Annotated in this window: 17 protein-coding genes and 1 tRNA gene; 12 read left to right on the top strand and 6 right to left on the bottom strand. The window is 42.8% G+C overall.

What is annotated here, in order from left to right:
- The first annotated feature begins 238 nt into the window (after positions 1 to 238).
- On the top strand, positions 239 to 1,552 hold the full coding sequence (locus ACN0QW_RS05560; protein ID WP_417429492.1) for an NAD(P)/FAD-dependent oxidoreductase: 1,314 nt from the start codon (positions 239 to 241) through the stop codon (positions 1,550 to 1,552).
- Positions 1,553 to 1,707: 155 nt separating this feature from the next.
- On the opposite strand, the gene ACN0QW_RS05555 is transcribed toward ACN0QW_RS05560, so the two are convergent.
- Positions 1,708 to 2,607 (bottom strand): LysR family transcriptional regulator, encoded by a 900-nt coding sequence (locus ACN0QW_RS05555; protein ID WP_417429490.1) that lies wholly within the window; start codon positions 2,605 to 2,607, stop codon positions 1,708 to 1,710.
- A 186-nt stretch (positions 2,608 to 2,793) separates the two neighbouring features.
- Between ACN0QW_RS05555 and ACN0QW_RS05550 the strand changes: the two genes are divergently transcribed.
- Complete coding sequence (locus tag ACN0QW_RS05550) at positions 2,794 to 3,333, top strand: NADPH-dependent FMN reductase (protein WP_417429488.1); 540 nt, start codon at positions 2,794 to 2,796, stop codon at positions 3,331 to 3,333.
- 186 nt (positions 3,334 to 3,519) lie between these two features.
- Here the strand turns inward: ACN0QW_RS05550 and ACN0QW_RS05545 are convergent.
- The 3 genes from ACN0QW_RS05545 to ACN0QW_RS05535 all read right to left on the bottom strand — a co-directional run bounded on the left by ACN0QW_RS05545 (position 3,520) and on the right by ACN0QW_RS05535 (position 4,535).
- Positions 3,520 to 3,609: transfer RNA gene (locus tag ACN0QW_RS05545), tRNA-Ser, on the bottom strand.
- 187 nt (positions 3,610 to 3,796) lie between these two features.
- Positions 3,797 to 4,141: a FliM/FliN family flagellar motor switch protein gene (locus tag ACN0QW_RS05540; protein WP_417429486.1), complete on the bottom strand. Its 345-nt coding sequence runs from the start codon at positions 4,139 to 4,141 to the stop codon at positions 3,797 to 3,799.
- 55 nt (positions 4,142 to 4,196) lie between these two features.
- Positions 4,197 to 4,535, bottom strand: a complete 339-nt coding sequence (locus tag ACN0QW_RS05535; RefSeq protein WP_299380970.1) for a hypothetical protein — start codon at positions 4,533 to 4,535, stop codon at positions 4,197 to 4,199.
- 141 nt (positions 4,536 to 4,676) lie between these two features.
- On the opposite strand from ACN0QW_RS05535, the gene ACN0QW_RS05530 reads away from it, so the two are divergent.
- The 9 genes from ACN0QW_RS05530 to ACN0QW_RS05490 all read left to right on the top strand — a co-directional run bounded on the left by ACN0QW_RS05530 (position 4,677) and on the right by ACN0QW_RS05490 (position 13,826).
- Positions 4,677 to 5,117, top strand: coding sequence for a hypothetical protein (locus tag ACN0QW_RS05530; protein ID WP_299380969.1), 441 nt, complete (start codon positions 4,677 to 4,679; stop codon positions 5,115 to 5,117).
- A 140-nt stretch (positions 5,118 to 5,257) separates the two neighbouring features.
- Positions 5,258 to 6,547, top strand: coding sequence for a lytic murein transglycosylase (locus ACN0QW_RS05525; protein ID WP_417429483.1), 1,290 nt, complete (start codon positions 5,258 to 5,260; stop codon positions 6,545 to 6,547).
- A gap of 124 nt (positions 6,548 to 6,671) precedes the next feature.
- Entirely contained in the window at positions 6,672 to 7,628 is a 957-nt protein-coding gene (locus tag ACN0QW_RS05520; protein ID WP_417429481.1) for a septal ring lytic transglycosylase RlpA family protein, read from the top strand.
- Positions 7,629 to 7,756: 128 nt separating this feature from the next.
- Positions 7,757 to 8,902, top strand: a complete 1,146-nt coding sequence (locus tag ACN0QW_RS05515; RefSeq protein WP_299380966.1) for a D-alanyl-D-alanine carboxypeptidase family protein — start codon at positions 7,757 to 7,759, stop codon at positions 8,900 to 8,902.
- Positions 8,903 to 8,907: 5 nt separating this feature from the next.
- On the top strand, positions 8,908 to 9,549 hold the full coding sequence (gene tmk, locus ACN0QW_RS05510) for a dTMP kinase (RefSeq protein WP_417429479.1): 642 nt from the start codon (positions 8,908 to 8,910) through the stop codon (positions 9,547 to 9,549).
- Complete coding sequence (locus ACN0QW_RS05505) at positions 9,542 to 10,657, top strand: DNA polymerase III subunit delta' (RefSeq protein WP_417429477.1); 1,116 nt, start codon at positions 9,542 to 9,544, stop codon at positions 10,655 to 10,657. The genes tmk and ACN0QW_RS05505 overlap by 8 nt, the downstream gene beginning before the upstream one ends.
- A 45-nt stretch (positions 10,658 to 10,702) precedes the next feature.
- Positions 10,703 to 12,256, top strand: a complete 1,554-nt coding sequence (metG, locus tag ACN0QW_RS05500; protein ID WP_417429475.1) for a methionine--tRNA ligase — start codon at positions 10,703 to 10,705, stop codon at positions 12,254 to 12,256.
- Positions 12,256 to 13,044 (top strand): TatD family hydrolase, encoded by a 789-nt coding sequence (locus ACN0QW_RS05495; RefSeq protein WP_417429473.1) that lies wholly within the window; start codon positions 12,256 to 12,258, stop codon positions 13,042 to 13,044. The genes metG and ACN0QW_RS05495 overlap by 1 nt, the downstream gene beginning before the upstream one ends.
- 2 nt (positions 13,045 to 13,046) lie before the next feature.
- On the top strand, positions 13,047 to 13,826 hold the full coding sequence (locus ACN0QW_RS05490; RefSeq protein ID WP_417429471.1) for an MBL fold metallo-hydrolase: 780 nt from the start codon (positions 13,047 to 13,049) through the stop codon (positions 13,824 to 13,826).
- Positions 13,827 to 13,884: 58 nt separating this feature from the next.
- Here ACN0QW_RS05490 and ACN0QW_RS05485 read toward each other — a convergent pair whose 3' ends face one another.
- Positions 13,885 to 15,840 (bottom strand): ABC transporter substrate-binding protein, encoded by a 1,956-nt coding sequence (locus ACN0QW_RS05485; protein ID WP_417429469.1) that lies wholly within the window; start codon positions 15,838 to 15,840, stop codon positions 13,885 to 13,887.
- A 52-nt stretch (positions 15,841 to 15,892) separates the two neighbouring features.
- Entirely contained in the window at positions 15,893 to 17,026 is a 1,134-nt protein-coding gene (locus tag ACN0QW_RS05480; RefSeq protein WP_417429467.1) for a M14-type cytosolic carboxypeptidase, read from the bottom strand.
- Between the two features lie 377 nt (positions 17,027 to 17,403).
- On the opposite strand from ACN0QW_RS05480, the gene ACN0QW_RS05475 reads away from it, so the two are divergent.
- Entirely contained in the window at positions 17,404 to 17,673 is a 270-nt protein-coding gene (locus ACN0QW_RS05475; RefSeq protein ID WP_299372771.1) for a hypothetical protein, read from the top strand.
- Positions 17,674 to 17,725: the final 52 nt, after the last annotated feature.

Below are 17,725 nucleotides of genomic sequence, written 5' to 3'. Positions count from 1 at the left end.
TTCGAATAACAACATCTTAAAAGACATTGGTTTGAGTGAAGATCAGTTACCGGCCTCTTATGAGCAAAAACTCGATAAATACGTTACTGAACGACTAAGGTTTTATCCTGGATCGTGGTATTAAACCGTGGAATTCAATCAAATTATATCCGAGAAAATTTATATTGGCTTATTGACCATCAGCTCTTGTTATGCGACAGCCTTTAACTAGGATAAAAAGTATTTTCGGATATATTCCATGGCCTTGGCACCACTTACCTTTTCAACAGATAATCACGGTTGGGCAGAACTTCTTCCCCACAGACAACCAACTAAAACATTAACAGGTACTCATCGCGTGCCCTGGGTTGTAATCGGCGCTGGAGTTACCGGTTTATCCGCAGCGAGAAGGTTAGCTGAAAACAACCCTAATGATCAGGTTCTTCTGCTTGATGCAAGACAGTTGGGGCAGGGTGCTTCTGGCCGAAATTCTGGATATGCTGTGGCCATAAGTCAATTTTCAGGGGCCTTCGACAAAGAGCAAGAAAGAAACTATCGTCGGATAGCGAGAATTAATACCCAAGGACTTGATCTATTACGACAACAGGTAGGTGATCTTGGGATCAATTGTCAATGGCAGGAAGATGGTTACTATCACACGGCAGCTGATGCAGCATCTTTAAAAGAGTACGATCATTTCAAAGATCACTTAAACAGACTGGGTTACGAACACACCCTTTTAAATAAAGACGACTTGACGGAACGATTAGGGACATCTCTCTACCAAGCAGGTATTCATGTTCCCAAAGGTGTATTATTACAACCTGCTGCTCTTGTTCAGGGCCTTGGTGATAACTTGCCCGCAAACGTTACGCTCTATGAAAATAGCCCGGTATTAAAAATTAACAGGGGAGAACCTTGCCATTTAGAATTAGAAAACGGGCAAATCACGGCAGATAAAGTCATAGTCGCAACCAATTACGAGGCCCCAAAACTTGGCTTTTTAAATCGCTATATCATGGGGAGCACACTATCCGGCAGCTTCACCCGCCAACTAACAAATGATGAACTTTCTGATCTGGGCTCCCTTAAAGAATGGGGTGTTCTCTCGCTTCATAGCGGCGGGGCAACTGTTCGGCTAACCCGTGACAACCGTATTTCCCTTCGAAATACGGCCGAATATCATGGTGCTGTCCTAATGTCAGATACCTTCTTGTCCAAGCGACGGGATATTCACCGTGCTGCTTTCGAGAAACGTTTTCCACAACTCTCGCACGTTCCTTTCGAATTTTCATGGTCAGGCGTTGAGGGTATAAGCCAAAACTTTACAAATTTCTTTGGCAGACAAGCACCCAATATTTATCTAGCAGGTGGATATAATGGTTCTGGTGTTAGCAGAGGAACGGCTTTTGGTGCCGCCTTGGCTGACTACGCCTGTAATATTTCATCCGACCTAGTTGATGATTGCTTAGCTTCAGTACCAGCTACATGGATCCCGCCCCGGCCTTTTCTTGATATCGGCGCTTTTTTCAAAGTAAAGATGCGTTTCATAGGCGTAGGTTCAGATCGATAATCAAGTTTGTAAGAAGAGTTAAAAGTTTTTCACAAGACTAGCCTCTCATGAATATAGGTCCACAGGAACTGCTGTTATGAAAAGTGGTTGTACTGGGCTAGCCTATATATCTCTGACTGGCCTATCAATCGAAAACAAAGCCTTCTCGTGAAAACTTAAACACGCGTATTCATTTTAAATTTCTTTTCAAAAAAATCGATCCAGGCTCTGGCTTTTTTTGTTAGGCCTTTTCGGCTTGGATACAGCACGTAATAACTTATAATTTTACTCTGCCAATCTGGTAAAATCTGCACAAGCTTGCCCTTATCAATTGCGTCCTGAATAATGTATTCTGGCATAAGCGAAATCCCGCAACCATCCTCGACCATAGAACGTAATGCAGTGAAATCATTGATCGTATTGTTTGGCATCACATCCAACGAACGCAATTCACCGATTTTATTTTCAAAGATAAATTGCTTTAAATCATAGCTATCGCTCATCATTAACAGCTTGTGATCAGGCAACTGATTTAATGAAGTTGGAGAGCCGTAATTTTTTATATAATCAGGTGAAGCACATAGTTTTGCTCTCGCTTGACCTATGCGCTTTGTCATCAAGCTCGAATCCTTTTGTTCACCTACTCGGATCACCAGATCATAGCCCTCTGTAATCAAATCAACATGACGGTTACTTAGATCCAAGCTAATTTTAATATCAGGGTATAGCTTTGCAAATTCTCCAAGGTATGGCGCAACCAGGTACTGTCCAATTGCAAAAGAAACACTTACCCTCAGATTGCCGCGGGGCGCTTCTCTCATATTATTCATACTCTCTATGGCACTCTCAGATTCCTCTACAACGCGCCGACAGTGATGAAAGAAAATTGTTCCCATTTCAGTTAATTGAACCGCACGGGTTGTTCGTTCTATAAGGCGGACGCCCAAATCGCTTTCCAAGGCTGCGATACGTCGGCTTACCCGTGATTTTGGAATATTCAAAACCCTTGCAGCTGCTGAAATACCTTCAAGCTCTGCCACTTTGGCAAATAACACCATATCATTCAGATTTATCACAAAAGATCCTTTGTAGCTTCGCCACCCATCGTTCCAATTACAGAACAGTATATCTTATTTTTAGACCTACAAGAAAAATTCAGAACAATTATTTAAAACATGAGTTGTTGATCAAAGACACAACAACTTATGTTTTAGTTAGCGATCACCTAAAAAAAAATCCGAATAATGTCGAAGGACAATACAATGAAGATTCTTGCTTTTGCAGCCAGTAGCAGTACCAAATCTATCAACAAAGCACTCATTATCTATGCAGGGCAGCTATTCGGGAAACAGTATAAAAACGTAGAGGTAGAGGTTATTGATATTAATGATTATGAGATGCCTCTGTTCAGTACAGATAAAGAAGAAGAACTTGGTCACCCCAAACAGGCTTATGACTTTATCAAAAAGATCAAAGATTCGGATGGGTTGATCATCTCTTTTGCAGAGCATAATGGCTCTTACACAGCCGCATACAAAAACCTATTTGACTGGGCTTCACGTATAGACGTTAAAGTTTTTCAAAACAAACCGTCATTGTTCTTATCAACCTCGACCGGGCAGGGTGGCGCAGACAGTGTTCTCAAAGCAGCTGAAAACTCAGCGCCCTTCTTTGGTGCCGATTTGAAAGCTGTTCTTTCAATTCCAAGCTTTCAAGATAACTTTGATCAAAAAAGAAAAGACCTTACTAATGTCTCTTTAAAACAGGGATTACTGGATGCGCTTGGTAAGCTCTACATCTAACTAAAAATGAAAACCCAAAGCTTTTTGACGCCTTACTCGTTAGAAAACGGGCAAAGAAAGAGCCACAGGCTGCTGAGTATACGTTTGTTCATATAGATAAAAGCGAACGGATCGAATACTCGTCAGAAAAGATAGTCAAAAAAAATAGTGAGCCGGATTTACATCGACGGCTCACTATTTAAATAATGGCGGAAGGACAGGGATTCGAACCCTGGAAGGGCTTGCACCCTTGCTGGTTTTCAAGACCAGTGCATTCAACCGCTCTGCCATCCTTCCATATATCGCCCTGAGAGTTATATTTTACTATCATCTCTCGGACGGGCTTTGAAATATCTCCATTTGAACGTAGTGTCAAATGCTTAGATAAGAAAAAATGACATTTTTTGTTTTTTCTTCCCAAAAATAAAAAAGGAGCTGCCTAGCTCCTTAATCTCTCATTGGACAAAAGTGTATTCAAGTACGGTCAATCACCAGTTCTTTTGATCATCTCGATAATCTCTACACACAGCCGATCTTCTTTGATCATCACCTCACCACGTGCGATCATCTGGTCATTTATCGAGATATCAATCGTATCTCCAATATATTTATCCAACTCGACAACCGCACCACGTCCCATTTTCAATAATTGGCTTACGGGCATTTGCGCAGTCCCCAGTATCGCGGATACTTCCAGCCCGACCCCATGAACTGCAGGGATATTTTCATCATTTACAGGGGAATCTGCCGCCGGTGAAGCTGCTGCTTCTGGTGGAGAATCGAACATGTCATCAACGTCATCGTTATTCATAGCTTCTTCATCAGACATGAAGTGACCTTTTTAAGTAATTTACCTGTAATCAGAATACGCTTGCTCGCGCATCTTAGCTATCAAAATAATTCGCAATAAGAATTCGGGTTTCAGGATTCATCTCCACAAAAACCCCCGCGAGTGTTTCTTTGTCTGGTTCAATCCTAACAATAATCGATTTACAATCAAATTCTAGCGTGCCGCCGTCCAGCTTTAAACAAAAGTTGATCGTAATATGATCCCCACGCAATAGTGGTCCGTCATAACCAGTTATGGCAAATCCGCTAGAGCTCCAATTATCCAAAGGATAGGCAATGTCGAATATGGTAACAGTGCCCGAAGCTCCAAACTCGCGACCTTCACGGCGCACTTCTTTCTTTCCAAAAAGCTTATCTAACAAATTTTTGATCATGCCCAAGCGAGATCCTTAAATAAATCAACAATATAATAAGCAGTAAGATCTCATAAAAATGAAAACAAGATATTAACTCTACGTTTTCTTTTAGCAGTTATATTTATTTTCATAAATTAAAAACACCAGAAAAGTAGTGTTATGCAGGAAAAAGCAAAGAAAGTATTAGCGACGGTAATTATCTCGACCGCTTTCGCTCTGCCTGCACACAATAGTGTCGCGCAGAACGGTTACTTAAGCCCTAATAACATTACGCGTAAGCCCTTGTTGAAACCGGGTTTACCAAGCCAGCAGTTAAAAAAAGAACGCTATTTGGGAAGCAGGTTAATTTACAGTACAAAAGATCCTCTATCAGAAATTTTCACAAAAGACCCTGAATTAAGCAAAGCCTGTCGACGGGGTCGTTTTAAACAAGTAAAATCGATGCAATACATTGCCGTCGTTGATGGCAGAAAATACGGCGCGGCATTGTATCAAAGAAATATGCTTCATGATCCCAAAAAGCTTGCCGAAAAGGATCGAATTTACCTGTTTAAAGGACAAGGAACGTCGAACTGTCGCGTGTTTCACAAAACAATATAAAACCCAGAGAAATTTAAGAAAAATATACCAGAGGGGTATAATAGAAATATAATTGTAAACAAGGTGGCCTTTACTGCCTGAATTCGGATAAAGTTCTCTTAATTTCCTTTAAGATCATCTTTCGCGATTCGGAGCTTACTTTGTTTTTTTCATTACGCAGAACCTGTAAATTACAGAAAACATGCAAAAACAGTTCAAAACTTACGTTCTGTGGGTATCTTCTTTCGACGGTTATTTCTGTTTCATTCCTAATTCCAACGGTACAAGCTCAGACAGCTGAAAGCACACCGGAACAAATAGAAACAGAAATATCATTTGAACAATGGCTTAACGAATTCAAAGTAGAAGCAAAAAGTAAGGGAATCTCTGACCAAACCCTTACCAGAAGTTTTACTGGCATAGAGCCGATCCCTAAAATTATTGAATACGATCGAAGGCAACCAGAATTTACGCGTACTTTCTGGACCTATCTGGATCGGGCCGTAAACACTCAACGTATCAATAAAGCGCAACAGCTTCAAAAAACTCACAAAGAATTACTGGATAACATCAGCAAAAAATATGGGGTACAAAGCCGCTTCCTGCTCGCGTTCTGGGGGCTGGAAAGTAACTTTGGTCAACATACAGGCGGATTTTCTGTCATCGCTGCCGATGCTACACTTGCGTACGACACACGGCGCAGTGATTTTTTCAGAACCCAGCTACTTGAAGCTTTACGCATAATAGAAGACGGCCATATTACACCAGAAAAAATGCAAGGATCATGGGCTGGTGCCATGGGCCACCTTCAATTTATTCCCTCTACCTATAATCTCTATGCAGTGGACGAAAATGGCGACGGTCGTAAGGACATCTGGCACAGCCTGCCAGATGTTTTTGGATCCGCAGCTAATTACCTTGGCCAAATTGGTTGGGATGATGAATATACTTGGGGCAGGGAGGTTCAGCTCCCTAACAATTTCAACTGGGATTTAGTTGGCCTTAATACCAAGAAAACCCTTTTGCAGTGGCAACAAGCCGGCGTTAGAAAAATAACAGGTAATAATTTGCCTACACTTGAATTAGAGGCATCTCTCATCCTTCCATCCGGTCATAAAGGCCCTGCCTTTCTTGTATATAACAATTTTCGCAAAATCCTGAACTGGAATAGATCTATTCTTTATGCCCTTGCTGTCGGCCATCTGTCAGATCGGATTGCAGGCAAGCCACCTCTTATTTCACCGAGACCTGTCGAAGAGCGCCCCTTACACAGAACAGAAATTGAAGAAATTCAAACGCTTCTCGGCAACCTTGGGTACGATGTAGGCAAAGCCGATGGTATCATTGGCAGGAAAACACGCGAAGGTATTCGTAATTTTCAAAAGAAAGTTGGTTTACCCAGCGATGGATACCCCGACGAAGCTCTTTTACTTAAACTCAGAAACTCCTGAAAACCTTAAAACTTAATGAGCACAGAAGCATTGAATAAATTAATCACAGGGATCACACTGGATAAGATTGATAAGACTTCGATAGAAGCATACAATCTTATCCAGTGTATGTATGGGGGTCTCAATGAGCTTAAATAAATTACCAAAAATTGCAGCATGCCTGACGGCTATAGGCTTAGGGTTAGGCGGGTGTGCAGAAATTGAGCTTGCGTCTCATGCCACCAAAACGATTACAAGAAGTGATACCCCAAAAACCATTGGGCGCTATAAAGTCGGTTCACCCTATCAAGTCAAAAAGCTCTGGTACTATCCTGCCGTTGACTATAATTACAGCGAAACTGGTATAGCGTCATGGTACGGCCCAGGGTTTGATGGTAAAAAAACCGCCAATGGTGAAACCTATGATCAATATGCGCTTACCGCAGCACATAGAACTTTACCCATGCCTTCGCTTGTACGCGTGACAAACCTTGGAAATGGACGTTCAATAAAGTTGCGCATTAATGATCGTGGACCATTCTCGAATAATCGCATTATCGATGTATCCCGCCGTTCAGCACAACTTTTGGGCTTTGAGCTTCAAGGTACGGCTAAAGTCAAAGTTGAAATACTGGAAGAAGAAAGCCGTCAATTAGCCGCCCAAGCTCAGGGAAAAGACTACACACCTCAAGTAGCGTCAAATGAGAATACAACACTAGCGGCACCAACTGAAACGGTAACAGCCGAACCTCTGGATGCTCCGGCGACATCTCCCGCAGTAACAAGTGAGACATCTTCACCGGTTAAAACAGCAAGTATTGAGCCTAACGTAAATTTTACTGATGGCGTCGTGTCACAGACGCCTGTTGCACCAACTAGTATCTATGTCCAGGCGGGATCTTTTCTGCAGGTTCACAATGCAGATCGCCTTCGCGCTCGTTTATCTCCACTCGGGACTGCTCAGGTAGCTAATGCAGCTGTGGGGGAACGAACTTTTTATCGTGTTCGCCTTGGCCCTTTGACGAACGTGCAAGAGGCTGACGATTTATTGAAAATATTACACGACAACGGGTACAATGATGCCCGTGTAGTCGTTGATTAATAGTTCAGGATTAATATTCCAGCCAATTAATTTTGGCTGGAAGTCATATTTTCTCCACAAAAGCTTCGTAACAGATTAACTACCATAGAAACCCTCAAGACACTCAGGTCAGATCATTGCAAAACAAAATGAATTCAAATTTTAGATCTTCAATAAAATCTATATTATTCGGTGGCGCATGCCTCGTTGCGCTTACTCAATCGGCCTTTGCTATTGAGACCTCCGCGCGAGAAGCCTACCTGATTGATTACACCACCAAAACGGTTCTGATTAATAAAGACGCAGAAGTTTCTATGCCCCCGGCCTCTATGAGTAAAATCATGACCGCATATATGGTGTTTGAGCGCCTGAAAGATGGACGACTATCGCTAGATGATAAACTGCCCGTGAGTGAAAAAGCTTGGCGAAAAGGCGGATCAAAGATGTTCGTCGAGGTCGGGAAAGAAATTTCTATTCATGATCTCTTGCGCGGTATTATTGTTCAATCAGGTAATGATGCCTGCATCGTAGTTGCTGAAGGCCTTGGTGGGTCGGAAGAAAACTTTGCGCTGGAAATGACAGCGAAGGCACGTGAAATTGGCATGGAAAATAGCACCTTTGCCAACGCAACAGGGTGGCCAGATCCAGGCCAAAGGATGACAGCAAAAGATCTTGCTATTCTGGCCGATCGTATCATTACTGATTTCCCTGAATTTTATGACGTCTATTCAGAAAAATCCTTTACCTGGTCCGGCATTACGCAAGGAAACAGAAATCCTTTACTCTATAAAAATCTAGGATCTGATGGCCTAAAAACCGGCCATACGGAAGAGGCAGGCTATGGCTTAACAGCTTCAGCCAAGCAAGGTGACCGCCGTATCATTATGGTTTTAAACGGCATGGGAAGTATAAAAGAACGGGCAGAAGAATCTGCACGTTTGGTTTCTTGGGCCTTTAGAGAATTTGACAACTTTGAACTCTTTAAAGCTGGGGAGACAGTTGATACAGCCGATGTCTGGCTTGGAAAAGAAAAAACCATTGATCTAGTGCCAGAAGAAGACCTTCTCTTAACACTACCTCGGAACGCAAAAAACAAAATGACTGCAACAGTTAATTATGTTGGGCCGATCCAGACCCCCATTGAAAAAGGGGAAAGGCTTGGAACGTTAACAATTGCAGCACCAGAGATTGATACAGTAGAAATACCGCTTGTTGCTGCAAATTCAGTAGAAAGAGAAGGTGGCTTTAGTCGTATTGTTTCTGCTCTAAACTATTTGATTTTCGGAAAATCATAACCCCGATGTCCAAAGGTTTTTTTATATCCCTAGAAGGTGGAGAAGGGGCGGGAAAAAGCACGCAAATCAAACGCTTATCCCAACGTCTTAAGAAGTCGGGTTGCAACAATATCTGCACAAGAGAACCTGGCGGCACCCCTGGTGCCGAACTTATTCGAGACCTGTTAGTTCGGGGTGATGCATCACGCTGGACGCCCAAGACAGAGGCCCTTTTGATGTTTGCGGCCCGACAAGAGCACGTTGAAAAGGTCATAAAACCCACTCTTGAAAAAGGAGAGTGGGTCATTTGCGATCGTTTTGCAGACTCTTCTGTCGCTTATCAGGGGATAGGACATGGATTGGGCGCAAAAAAAATTACCGATCTGCACGAATGGGTATTAGGTGATTTTCAACCTGATCTGACCTTAATTCTAGATTTACCCGTTTCCGTTGGACTAGGACGCACAAGGGGACATGACCTTGGTGAAAATCGTTTCGAAGGCATGGAAACATCCTTTCATGAGCGTATGCGCGATGGCTTCTTATCAATCGCAAAAGAATCCCCAAGTCGCTGCATCGTCATTGATGCAACACAATCCCTCGATGACGTAGAAAATTCGATATGGAAAGCTGTCACCGATAAGTTCACGGTTTCTTTCAATGGCTAAAGCAACCCGAAAAAAAATACAACCAGAACCTGATCTCATTGATCATCCCAGATCGACACAAGATCTTATCGGGCACACTCAGGCAGAAGAAACCCTTCTTCGAGGGTTTAATTCAGGTAAACTTCCGCACGCATGGATGCTCACTGGCCCCAAAGGCATTGGCAAAGCAACGCTTGCGTATCGCTTTTCTCGCTTTCTTATGAATCAAATAAACGAAGACGAAAGCAATAGTCTATTTGGTGATAGTGCCCTGCCGACAACATTGGATATTGGTGCTGATAACCCTGTCTCGAAAAGAATTGCAGCCAGCGCGCATGGCGATCTTGTCACCCTTGAATTAAGCCCAGATGAAAAGGGTAAAATGCGAACAACAATTCCCGTCGATGAAGTTCGCAAAATTGTTAACTTTTCCCACAAGACATCTATTGAAGGTGGCTGGCGCATTGTCATAGTTGATGCCGTTGAAGAAATGAATGCCAACGCAGCAAATGCGCTTCTCAAAGTTCTGGAAGAGCCTCCGGAAAAAACTGTATTACTACTAATATCTCATCTTCCCGGGCAAATTCTACAAACAATCCACTCCAGATGCTGTCATCTTCCGCTCGCACCACTGCAAGAAGATACCGTTATTTCGTTACTTAAAAATAAGGCGCCAGAGCTTTCAGATGACGATGCTGTTCAGTTAGCCAAATTATCCGAAGGGTCAGTCGGAAAAGCGCTGGATCTTTGGAAAAGTGGTGGCCTTGACCTATATCGAGAGATGATATCTCTCCTTTCTACCCTGCCAAATCTGGATATGGTTAAGCTCTATGCCTTTGCAGATAAGCTTTCAAGTGCTAATCCACTTGCCTTTAAAACTGGGATGGAGTTGTACCTTTGGTGGCTGGCTCGCTTGACCAAGACAGTTGGGCAAGGCGCTATGCCTGATATGGTTATTCCTGAAGAGCAAACATTAATCTCTGCATTAATTGAACGACATGGTCTTGCGCAATGGCTCGGCCTGTGGGAGAAGTGCTCGAAGAATTATGTCCGTGCTACTCGTGCTAATCTGGATAAAAAGCAGGTCGTTGTGACAACCTTAACGGAACTCCAAAACCTGACTGCCTGATTGACACAGAGTATCATGACAAGTGCTGTTGATCAGGAGTTTCCTATGACTGGATCAGATAACGGATCCTATTATATCACAACGCCCATCTACTATGTGAATGATAAACCACATATTGGGCATGCCTACACTACACTCGCCTGCGATGTTCTTGCACGTTTTAAAAGGCTAGATGGTTATGATGTAAAGTTTCTGACTGGGACCGACGAACATGGTCAGAAAGTCGAAACTTCTGCTGAAAAAGCAGGGATTGATCCGCAAACATTTACGGATCAAGTATCCCAAAATTTCAGAGACCTGACAAAAGCCTGTAATTTTTCTAATGATGACTTCATCAGAACAACTGAAGATCGTCACAAGAACGCATGTCAGAAATTGTGGCAGGTGCTTGAAGATAAAGGGTTTATTTATTTAGGCAGTTATGCTGGATGGTACGCCGTTCGAGATGAAGCTTTCTATACAGAGACAGAACTTACGAAAAACGCAGACGGAAAACGTATTGCGCCAACAGGCGCAGAAGTTGAGTGGGTGGAAGAACCATCTTATTTCTTCAAACTCTCTGCTTTCGAAGATAAACTGTTGGCGCTTTACGAAAATGATCCATCGTTTGTTGGCCCCGACAGTCGCCGTAACGAAGTGATCAGCTTTGTCAAAGGCGGTCTAAGAGACCTTTCTGTCAGTCGGACAACATTTAACTGGGGTGTTCAGGTTCCTGGTAATAATGATCATATCATGTATGTCTGGCTCGATGCCTTAACGAACTATCTTACGGCAGTTGGCTACCCGAATGAAACGGCCGTAGAATATCAAAAGTTCTGGCCTGCAGATCTTCATATGGTCGGAAAAGATATCCTACGGTTTCACGCAATCTATTGGCCTGCCTTCCTTATGGCAGCGGATTTGCCACTCCCAAAGCGTATCTTCGCGCATGGATGGTGGACCAATGAAGGTCAAAAAATTTCAAAGTCAGTTGGCAATGTGATTGATCCTAACGCCCTTATTGAAGAATACGGCCTTGATCAGGTTCGTTACTTCATGATGCGCGAAGTTCCCTTTGGGAAAGATGGTGACTATTCTAAACAAGCTATGATTTCCCGCATGAACGGAGACTTGGCAAACGACATAGGTAATCTGGCCCAGCGTGTTCTTTCGATGGTTTTCAAAAACTGCGAAGGAAAAATTCCCGAGCACGGTGATTTTACTGATGCCGACAAGGAGCTCCTTAATAGCGTTGCTGCGTTACATGACAAACTGAGAAATGACTTTGACAAACAAAGCTTCCATCGTGGTTTGGAATCTGTTTGGAACGTTATATCAGCAGCGAATAAATATGTTGATGAACAAGCGCCTTGGGGATTGAAAAAAACGGATTTGGCTCGTATGGGGACTGTTTTGTATGTTCTCGTTGAGACTATTCGCCAAATCGCAATCCTTCTTCAGCCTGTTATGCCTGAATCAATGGAAAAGATGCTAAATCAGCTGAGTTTGCCCGTAGATGTACGAAAATTTACTGACCTGACAACACCACTTTCTACTGGCGTTGAGATTGATAAACCTCAGGGCGTTTTCCCGCGATATGTAGAGGAAGAGGGGGCATAATGATTGTCGACTCTCATTGTCACCTTGATTACTTCCTAAAAGATGGTGATTTGGAAGGTGCTTTAACACGGGCCCGAGACGTTGGGATTGGCTGTATGGTTAGCATTGGGACCAAGCTATCCACTTTCGATACTGTTTTGAGCATCGCAAAAGCAAATAATGATATTTATTGTACCGTTGGCATCCATCCACATGAAGCCGGAACCGAAGGGCTATCATCCCCGGATATCCTGATTGAAAAAGCCAAAGACCCAAAAGTAATCGGTTTGGGTGAAAGTGGTCTTGATTATTATTATGACCATGCCCCCAGAGATCGACAGCAAGAAAGTTTTAGGGCGCATATCGAAGCTGCCAGAGAAACAGGTCTTCCGCTTGTTGTTCACACCCGTGACGCAGATGACGATACCATTGCCATCATGCGTGATGAATTCAACAAAGGCGCTTATCCCGCGCTAATTCATTGTTTTACAGCAGGACCTGAGTTGGCAAAAGCATCCTTGGAAATGGGCTTTTATATTTCTCTGTCCGGCATTATTACTTATAAGTCCGCCGAAGATATTCGGACAACAATTGCCGAGGCGCCACTGGACCGTTTATTGATTGAAACGGATAGCCCTTATTTGGCACCAGTCCCTATGCGTGGCAAAAAGAATGAGCCTTCTTTTGTTCGTCATACCGCAGAATCCTTGGCTAATGTAAAAAAGGTAAGTGTATCGGAAATTCATTCGGCAACGACTGATAATTTCTATCGTCTCTTCACAAAAGCGCAAAGACCGACGGCAACTTAATCATGAAAATTACAATGCTAGGATGCGGTGGTTCCGGTGGCGTTCCCATTTGTTCGGGTGCGTCCGGCGGCAATTGGGGAAATTGCGACCCGGAAAACCCGAAAAACAGACGACGCAGAGTTTCCATCCTTGTCGAGCATGAGGATACAACTATTTTGGTCGACACAGGCCCAGATCTGAGAGTTCAGCTCTTGGATGCCGGCGTAGAATATATCGATGCAGTCCTCTATACCCACGATCACGCTGATCATGTTCATGGATTAGATGAACTGAGGTATCTTGCCTATAAAGCAGGCGGCCCGATCGAAGCCTTTATGGACGAATCAGATCGAGAAATAATCACCAATCGCTTTGCCTATGCGTTTACATCTTCATGTGATCCGGAAAGTACCTATACGCCTATGATGGATGACAAAACCATCGATGGTCCTTTCAAGATTGGCTCAATTGAAATTACACCTTTCTATCAAAATCATGGTAACACAAACTCTCTCGGGTTCCGTTTTGGTGATTTTGCCTATTCAACAGATGTTTTCGACCTTGATGGACGCGCCTTTGAAATATTGGCGGGTGTAAAATATTGGATTGTTGACTGTCTGCGTTACGAACCACACCCATCACATGCCCATTTTGAAAAAACCCTTAGCTGGGTAGAGCGATTAAAGCCGGAACGTACAATCCTAACTCATATGAACCAGCAAGTTGACTATGATGACCTCAAATCAAAATGCCCCGAAGGTGTTGAGCCTGGATATGATGGACTAACCTTAGAAATAAAGTAGGGGCATCATTCAAAAACAGGTGATGAAATTATTCATCGCCTGTTTTTTTATTTAATGACTACTCCTCAAACCAAAAACCGTCAGGCTTGTACACACCCAGCAGAGCACCGGGTTCCCAGTTATAAAAACCATCTTCAGGAACGTTCATTAACTTATTGGATAGTGCTACGGGCTGAGGAATTCCAGCAACCAACCCGATTGTATAGGTTTCCTCACTATTTATTTCCAATATACGTTCCCATATATCTTTCTTTTCAGCTGTTGTTTGCGCCCTGAACCAAAGCACATAAAGATTGTTCAGTTCTTGAGCTTGAATAATATCAACCTCTTCCCCGGCATTACCTTTTGTTTCTACATACTGCCCCCATTTAGGCCACTGGAATGATTGCTGTTGACGCGGAACTAGCTCTGCAGGCGAAGAGTGAGGAGACAACAGTCCATTGAGGTTTCCGTACCAAAGAGACATGTTGGTTTCACCAGAAAAAATCCGGTTCCGCAAAACTTCCCTCTGAGAGGGTTTAGGATAGAGTTTAACGCCGACCTTCAACCAGGAATCAGCGATTAATTCAAGAATATCAGTTTCTTCACTACTTTCGCCGGCGGTTTCAATAATGATCTTCATAGGACGACCATCGCTTAATAAACGCAGACCATCTTCATCTCTATCTGTCAGGCCGATCTCATCCAAAAGCATATTTGCTTTTTTCAAGTCAAACTCAGCCCATTTTTTGAAGTATTCTTCTTTATAAAGACTGCTGCTTGGCAATACTGTGTTGTTACCTTCAAGCCCAAGCCCGTAATAAAGTACTTGATTTAGTTCGTAGCGGTTTGTTGCCAAAGAAAGGGCATGACGAAATCTTTTGTCGCGGTTCAGTTTGCGCCACTCGGAATCTTGGGCATTCAAATTTGGATAAAGCGCAAATTGTGAGCCACGAACCGTCTTCCAAAGGCGTACTGAATACCCATTTTGATCATCATTACCCTTTAAGAAGGTATAGTCGGAAAAATTAAGTCCTCTGGATTGGAGATCAGAATCTCCGGAACCAACCTTTGCCGGAATTAATCCACCTCCGGCAACAGAAAGTATGAATTCGTTCGCATAAGGGAGTTGATGACCCAGTTCATCAACCCTGTGATAATAGGGGTTTCTTTTTCCAACAAACCGCGTCGAAGGTGGTTTTACAGAATTAACCCAAGGCTGCAATGTCGGCAGTTTGGGGTTCGTAAACTTGTATTGCCTTGCTTTACGGTTATGCAATTGCACCCAATTACGCGCGCCAGCTTTAGTGACCCGTTCTTGTAATACATCAGTATCCACATATTTTGCGTGAAACTGCTTCATGTAATGTGCGGGCTGGAAAAGATAAAGAGGTCGTGTCGCGGCCAAACTCGGAAGAAAGAAAGGATTAGGTACAGACCAGCTATAGCGAACAGTTACTTCGTCAATAATTTCTACTTTTGGCATTTCACCATCAACGAGTAGTTCTGCAGGCGGGCCAAAAGGTCTTAAATTACTATCGTTGGCGACATCTTCCCAAAAATACTTGAAATCAGCCGAGGTAAAAGGGTGACCATCAGACCATCTATGCCCTTTTCGAAGAGTCATCGTAAAAATCCGACCTTCTTCAATATCGATCTTGTCTAAAATATCTGTGGTAAAACCCAAGTCCGGTGTATAGCCGATAAGCCGCGCGTAGCCATAAACAGAAAACAACCGGACGTCCTTTGATTTTGCAATCAAGCTTCTGATTGATCCACCGTATTTGCCCGCTTTCCAATTCTGGCTTTGTTTTACAATATAGGGATTTTCAGGGACGCGTTTTGCAACAGGCGGCATTTCACCATTTATAACGCTGCTCTCAAAAACAGGGACTTCCCGAAGCAAGTCCGCATTAAAATCGGACACAGGTGAGAGGTAAGTTTCCGCAAGGCTTGGGGATATTCCTGTCACAAGACCTAAAACTGCCAATGATCGAATTGAAGTTCTAAAAACTTTCCCTGCTATTACTTTCATTTTTCTCTCATTTTCACTAGAAACCGACTATTCTTCCACTGATTTCCACATGTTATCTTAGGTCATCAATTATCCGATAGATAGCGTCCAAGCTACTTGCGCCAAGCTTCTCAGATCGATCCGGCGACCATCCTTCAAATTCATTTGGGGCATCAGCCGTATCCTTAAAGGGCATCTCTAGTGTCATAGACAAACAATCGTGCGTTTCCGCCGTGTTATTACTACAGATAGTTAGGTTAGCATTCCCAGGTTCATTCTGTGGGTAACCATGAGTGGTCTGAAAGTCAGGGTTTGCTTCCATATAATAAGTTTGGAAACGGTCTAACAGATTTAACAGACGATCATCAAAAGAGGGGATACCGTGGGTTCCTGCAATGAAGTTATGAGGAATAGCCTCATCACCGTGAATATCGAACATAAGATCGACACCGGTTTCCATCATTTTTTCACGTACATAATAAACTTCGGGGCTTTTTTCTAACGAAGGTGCTTGCCATTCACGGTTCAGATTTGATCCAACTGCGTTAACACGAAGGTTACCCCGCCGACTTCCATCCGGGTTCATATTCGGGACGACATAAAAGACAGCCTTTTTTAACAACTCTCGAGCAATGGCATCATTTTCATCCAACAGTCGTCCCAGAAACCCTTCCATCCAGAACTCTGTCATACTTTCCCCAGGGTGTTGCCTTCCAATTATCCAGCAGGATTTTTTATTTTTGTCCGCTTCACCAATCGTTAAAAGGTCAATATCCTGACCATCAATAGTTTGCCCTAGAACATCGAGGTTAACACCTTGACCATGCTGAGCTTCAGCTATGAGATCGGCATGACGTTCCATAGAGTAGGGGGCGAAATAAGCGAAATAGACTGAATTATACCCTGGTGTAAATTCAATCGTTAAAGTCTGCCCATCATACGACGTTGTTGGTACACGGAACCATGTCTCTCGGTCATATGAAGCAACAGCCTGATAGTTTTCCCACCCACCGGGATAAGCAGCTCCACCTGCATTGAGAATTTTTAACGTACAATTTTGATCCAATCCACCGCTCAGGCGAAAGTAAAACCACTGATAAAAATGAGAATTCGTATCTGATTCAATCTCTAACTGAATATCAGAAGGATTATCACAAGACAGGCAACGAATATTGCCTGCGTCGAAATTACTTGAAACACGGATCATTATGATATTTCTCACTTAATTATACGCTTTTACATTTGCGCTTCAGAATACCTGATAAGTAGCAAGCAGCAAGCTTTGTGTACCCCAGTTCCTAAAATCTTTCCCTAAATGAAATTTGAATCAAACCTCCACGTAATAAAAAAATCATAATATTTTTTTTAAATACTTCGCCAGTTTAGACACAGCAAAAACAATTCATTATATCTCTGATATCGAAGCAAAATTTAAAGTATTTTAGCCTATTTAAATATATTTTCACCCTTGAAAAACATTACCTATAATCCGATTTATCTGTGGCAAAATTGCGCACCCGATTGAAATTTGTTTCAACAACAGGTAGTGTATCGTTCTTAACTACAGAGAAAGGTAGTTGTATCATGCGTAAAAAGCCCACCTATTTACCAGTGATACTTAAGTCTTCTGGTTGGGTGTTAAGCCGAATTGGAACACTGCTGGCTACGATTTTTGCTGCTAGTGCATTTGCAACACTTCTTCCTATTCTTGGAAGAAATAGTCAGTTATTACTGGAACCACTAATGATGTCAGCCCTAGTTGCTGCAACAATAGCAATCAGCGGTTTTCTAATCGTCAAGTGGACTGAACACAAGTTTGGCGATCCCCTCAAGGATTTTCCAGCAACACTGTAATATAAGTGCTTTCCACAAATAATATTTTACTTTGAAAACAGGAAATAACCTA

The sequence above is a fragment of the Kiloniella sp. genome (assembly GCF_048259265.1).
Classification (GTDB): Bacteria; Pseudomonadota; Alphaproteobacteria; order Kiloniellales; family Kiloniellaceae; genus Kiloniella.
This window is presented reverse-complemented; position numbering and strand designations above follow the sequence as displayed.

Coding starts and splice junctions, on each gene's coding strand:
- tmk (WP_417429479.1), top strand. CDS start 8,908: ATGTCCAAAGGTTTTTTTATATCCCTAGAAGGTGGAGAAGGGGCGGGA.
- ACN0QW_RS05505 (WP_417429477.1), top strand. CDS start 9,542: ATGGCTAAAGCAACCCGAAAAAAAATACAACCAGAACCTGATCTCATT.
- ACN0QW_RS05540 (WP_417429486.1), bottom strand. CDS start 4,141: ATGTCTGATGAAGAAGCTATGAATAACGATGACGTTGATGACATGTTC.
- ACN0QW_RS05515 (WP_299380966.1), top strand. CDS start 7,757: ATGAATTCAAATTTTAGATCTTCAATAAAATCTATATTATTCGGTGGC.
- ACN0QW_RS05550 (WP_417429488.1), top strand. CDS start 2,794: ATGAAGATTCTTGCTTTTGCAGCCAGTAGCAGTACCAAATCTATCAAC.
- ACN0QW_RS05495 (WP_417429473.1), top strand. CDS start 12,256: ATGATTGTCGACTCTCATTGTCACCTTGATTACTTCCTAAAAGATGGT.
- ACN0QW_RS05535 (WP_299380970.1), bottom strand. CDS start 4,535: ATGATCAAAAATTTGTTAGATAAGCTTTTTGGAAAGAAAGAAGTGCGC.
- ACN0QW_RS05530 (WP_299380969.1), top strand. CDS start 4,677: ATGCAGGAAAAAGCAAAGAAAGTATTAGCGACGGTAATTATCTCGACC.
- ACN0QW_RS05485 (WP_417429469.1), bottom strand. CDS start 15,840: ATGAAAGTAATAGCAGGGAAAGTTTTTAGAACTTCAATTCGATCATTG.
- ACN0QW_RS05560 (WP_417429492.1), top strand. CDS start 239: ATGGCCTTGGCACCACTTACCTTTTCAACAGATAATCACGGTTGGGCA.
- ACN0QW_RS05480 (WP_417429467.1), bottom strand. CDS start 17,026: ATGATCCGTGTTTCAAGTAATTTCGACGCAGGCAATATTCGTTGCCTG.
- metG (WP_417429475.1), top strand. CDS start 10,703: ATGACTGGATCAGATAACGGATCCTATTATATCACAACGCCCATCTAC.
- ACN0QW_RS05520 (WP_417429481.1), top strand. CDS start 6,672: ATGAGCTTAAATAAATTACCAAAAATTGCAGCATGCCTGACGGCTATA.
- ACN0QW_RS05490 (WP_417429471.1), top strand. CDS start 13,047: ATGAAAATTACAATGCTAGGATGCGGTGGTTCCGGTGGCGTTCCCATT.
- ACN0QW_RS05475 (WP_299372771.1), top strand. CDS start 17,404: ATGCGTAAAAAGCCCACCTATTTACCAGTGATACTTAAGTCTTCTGGT.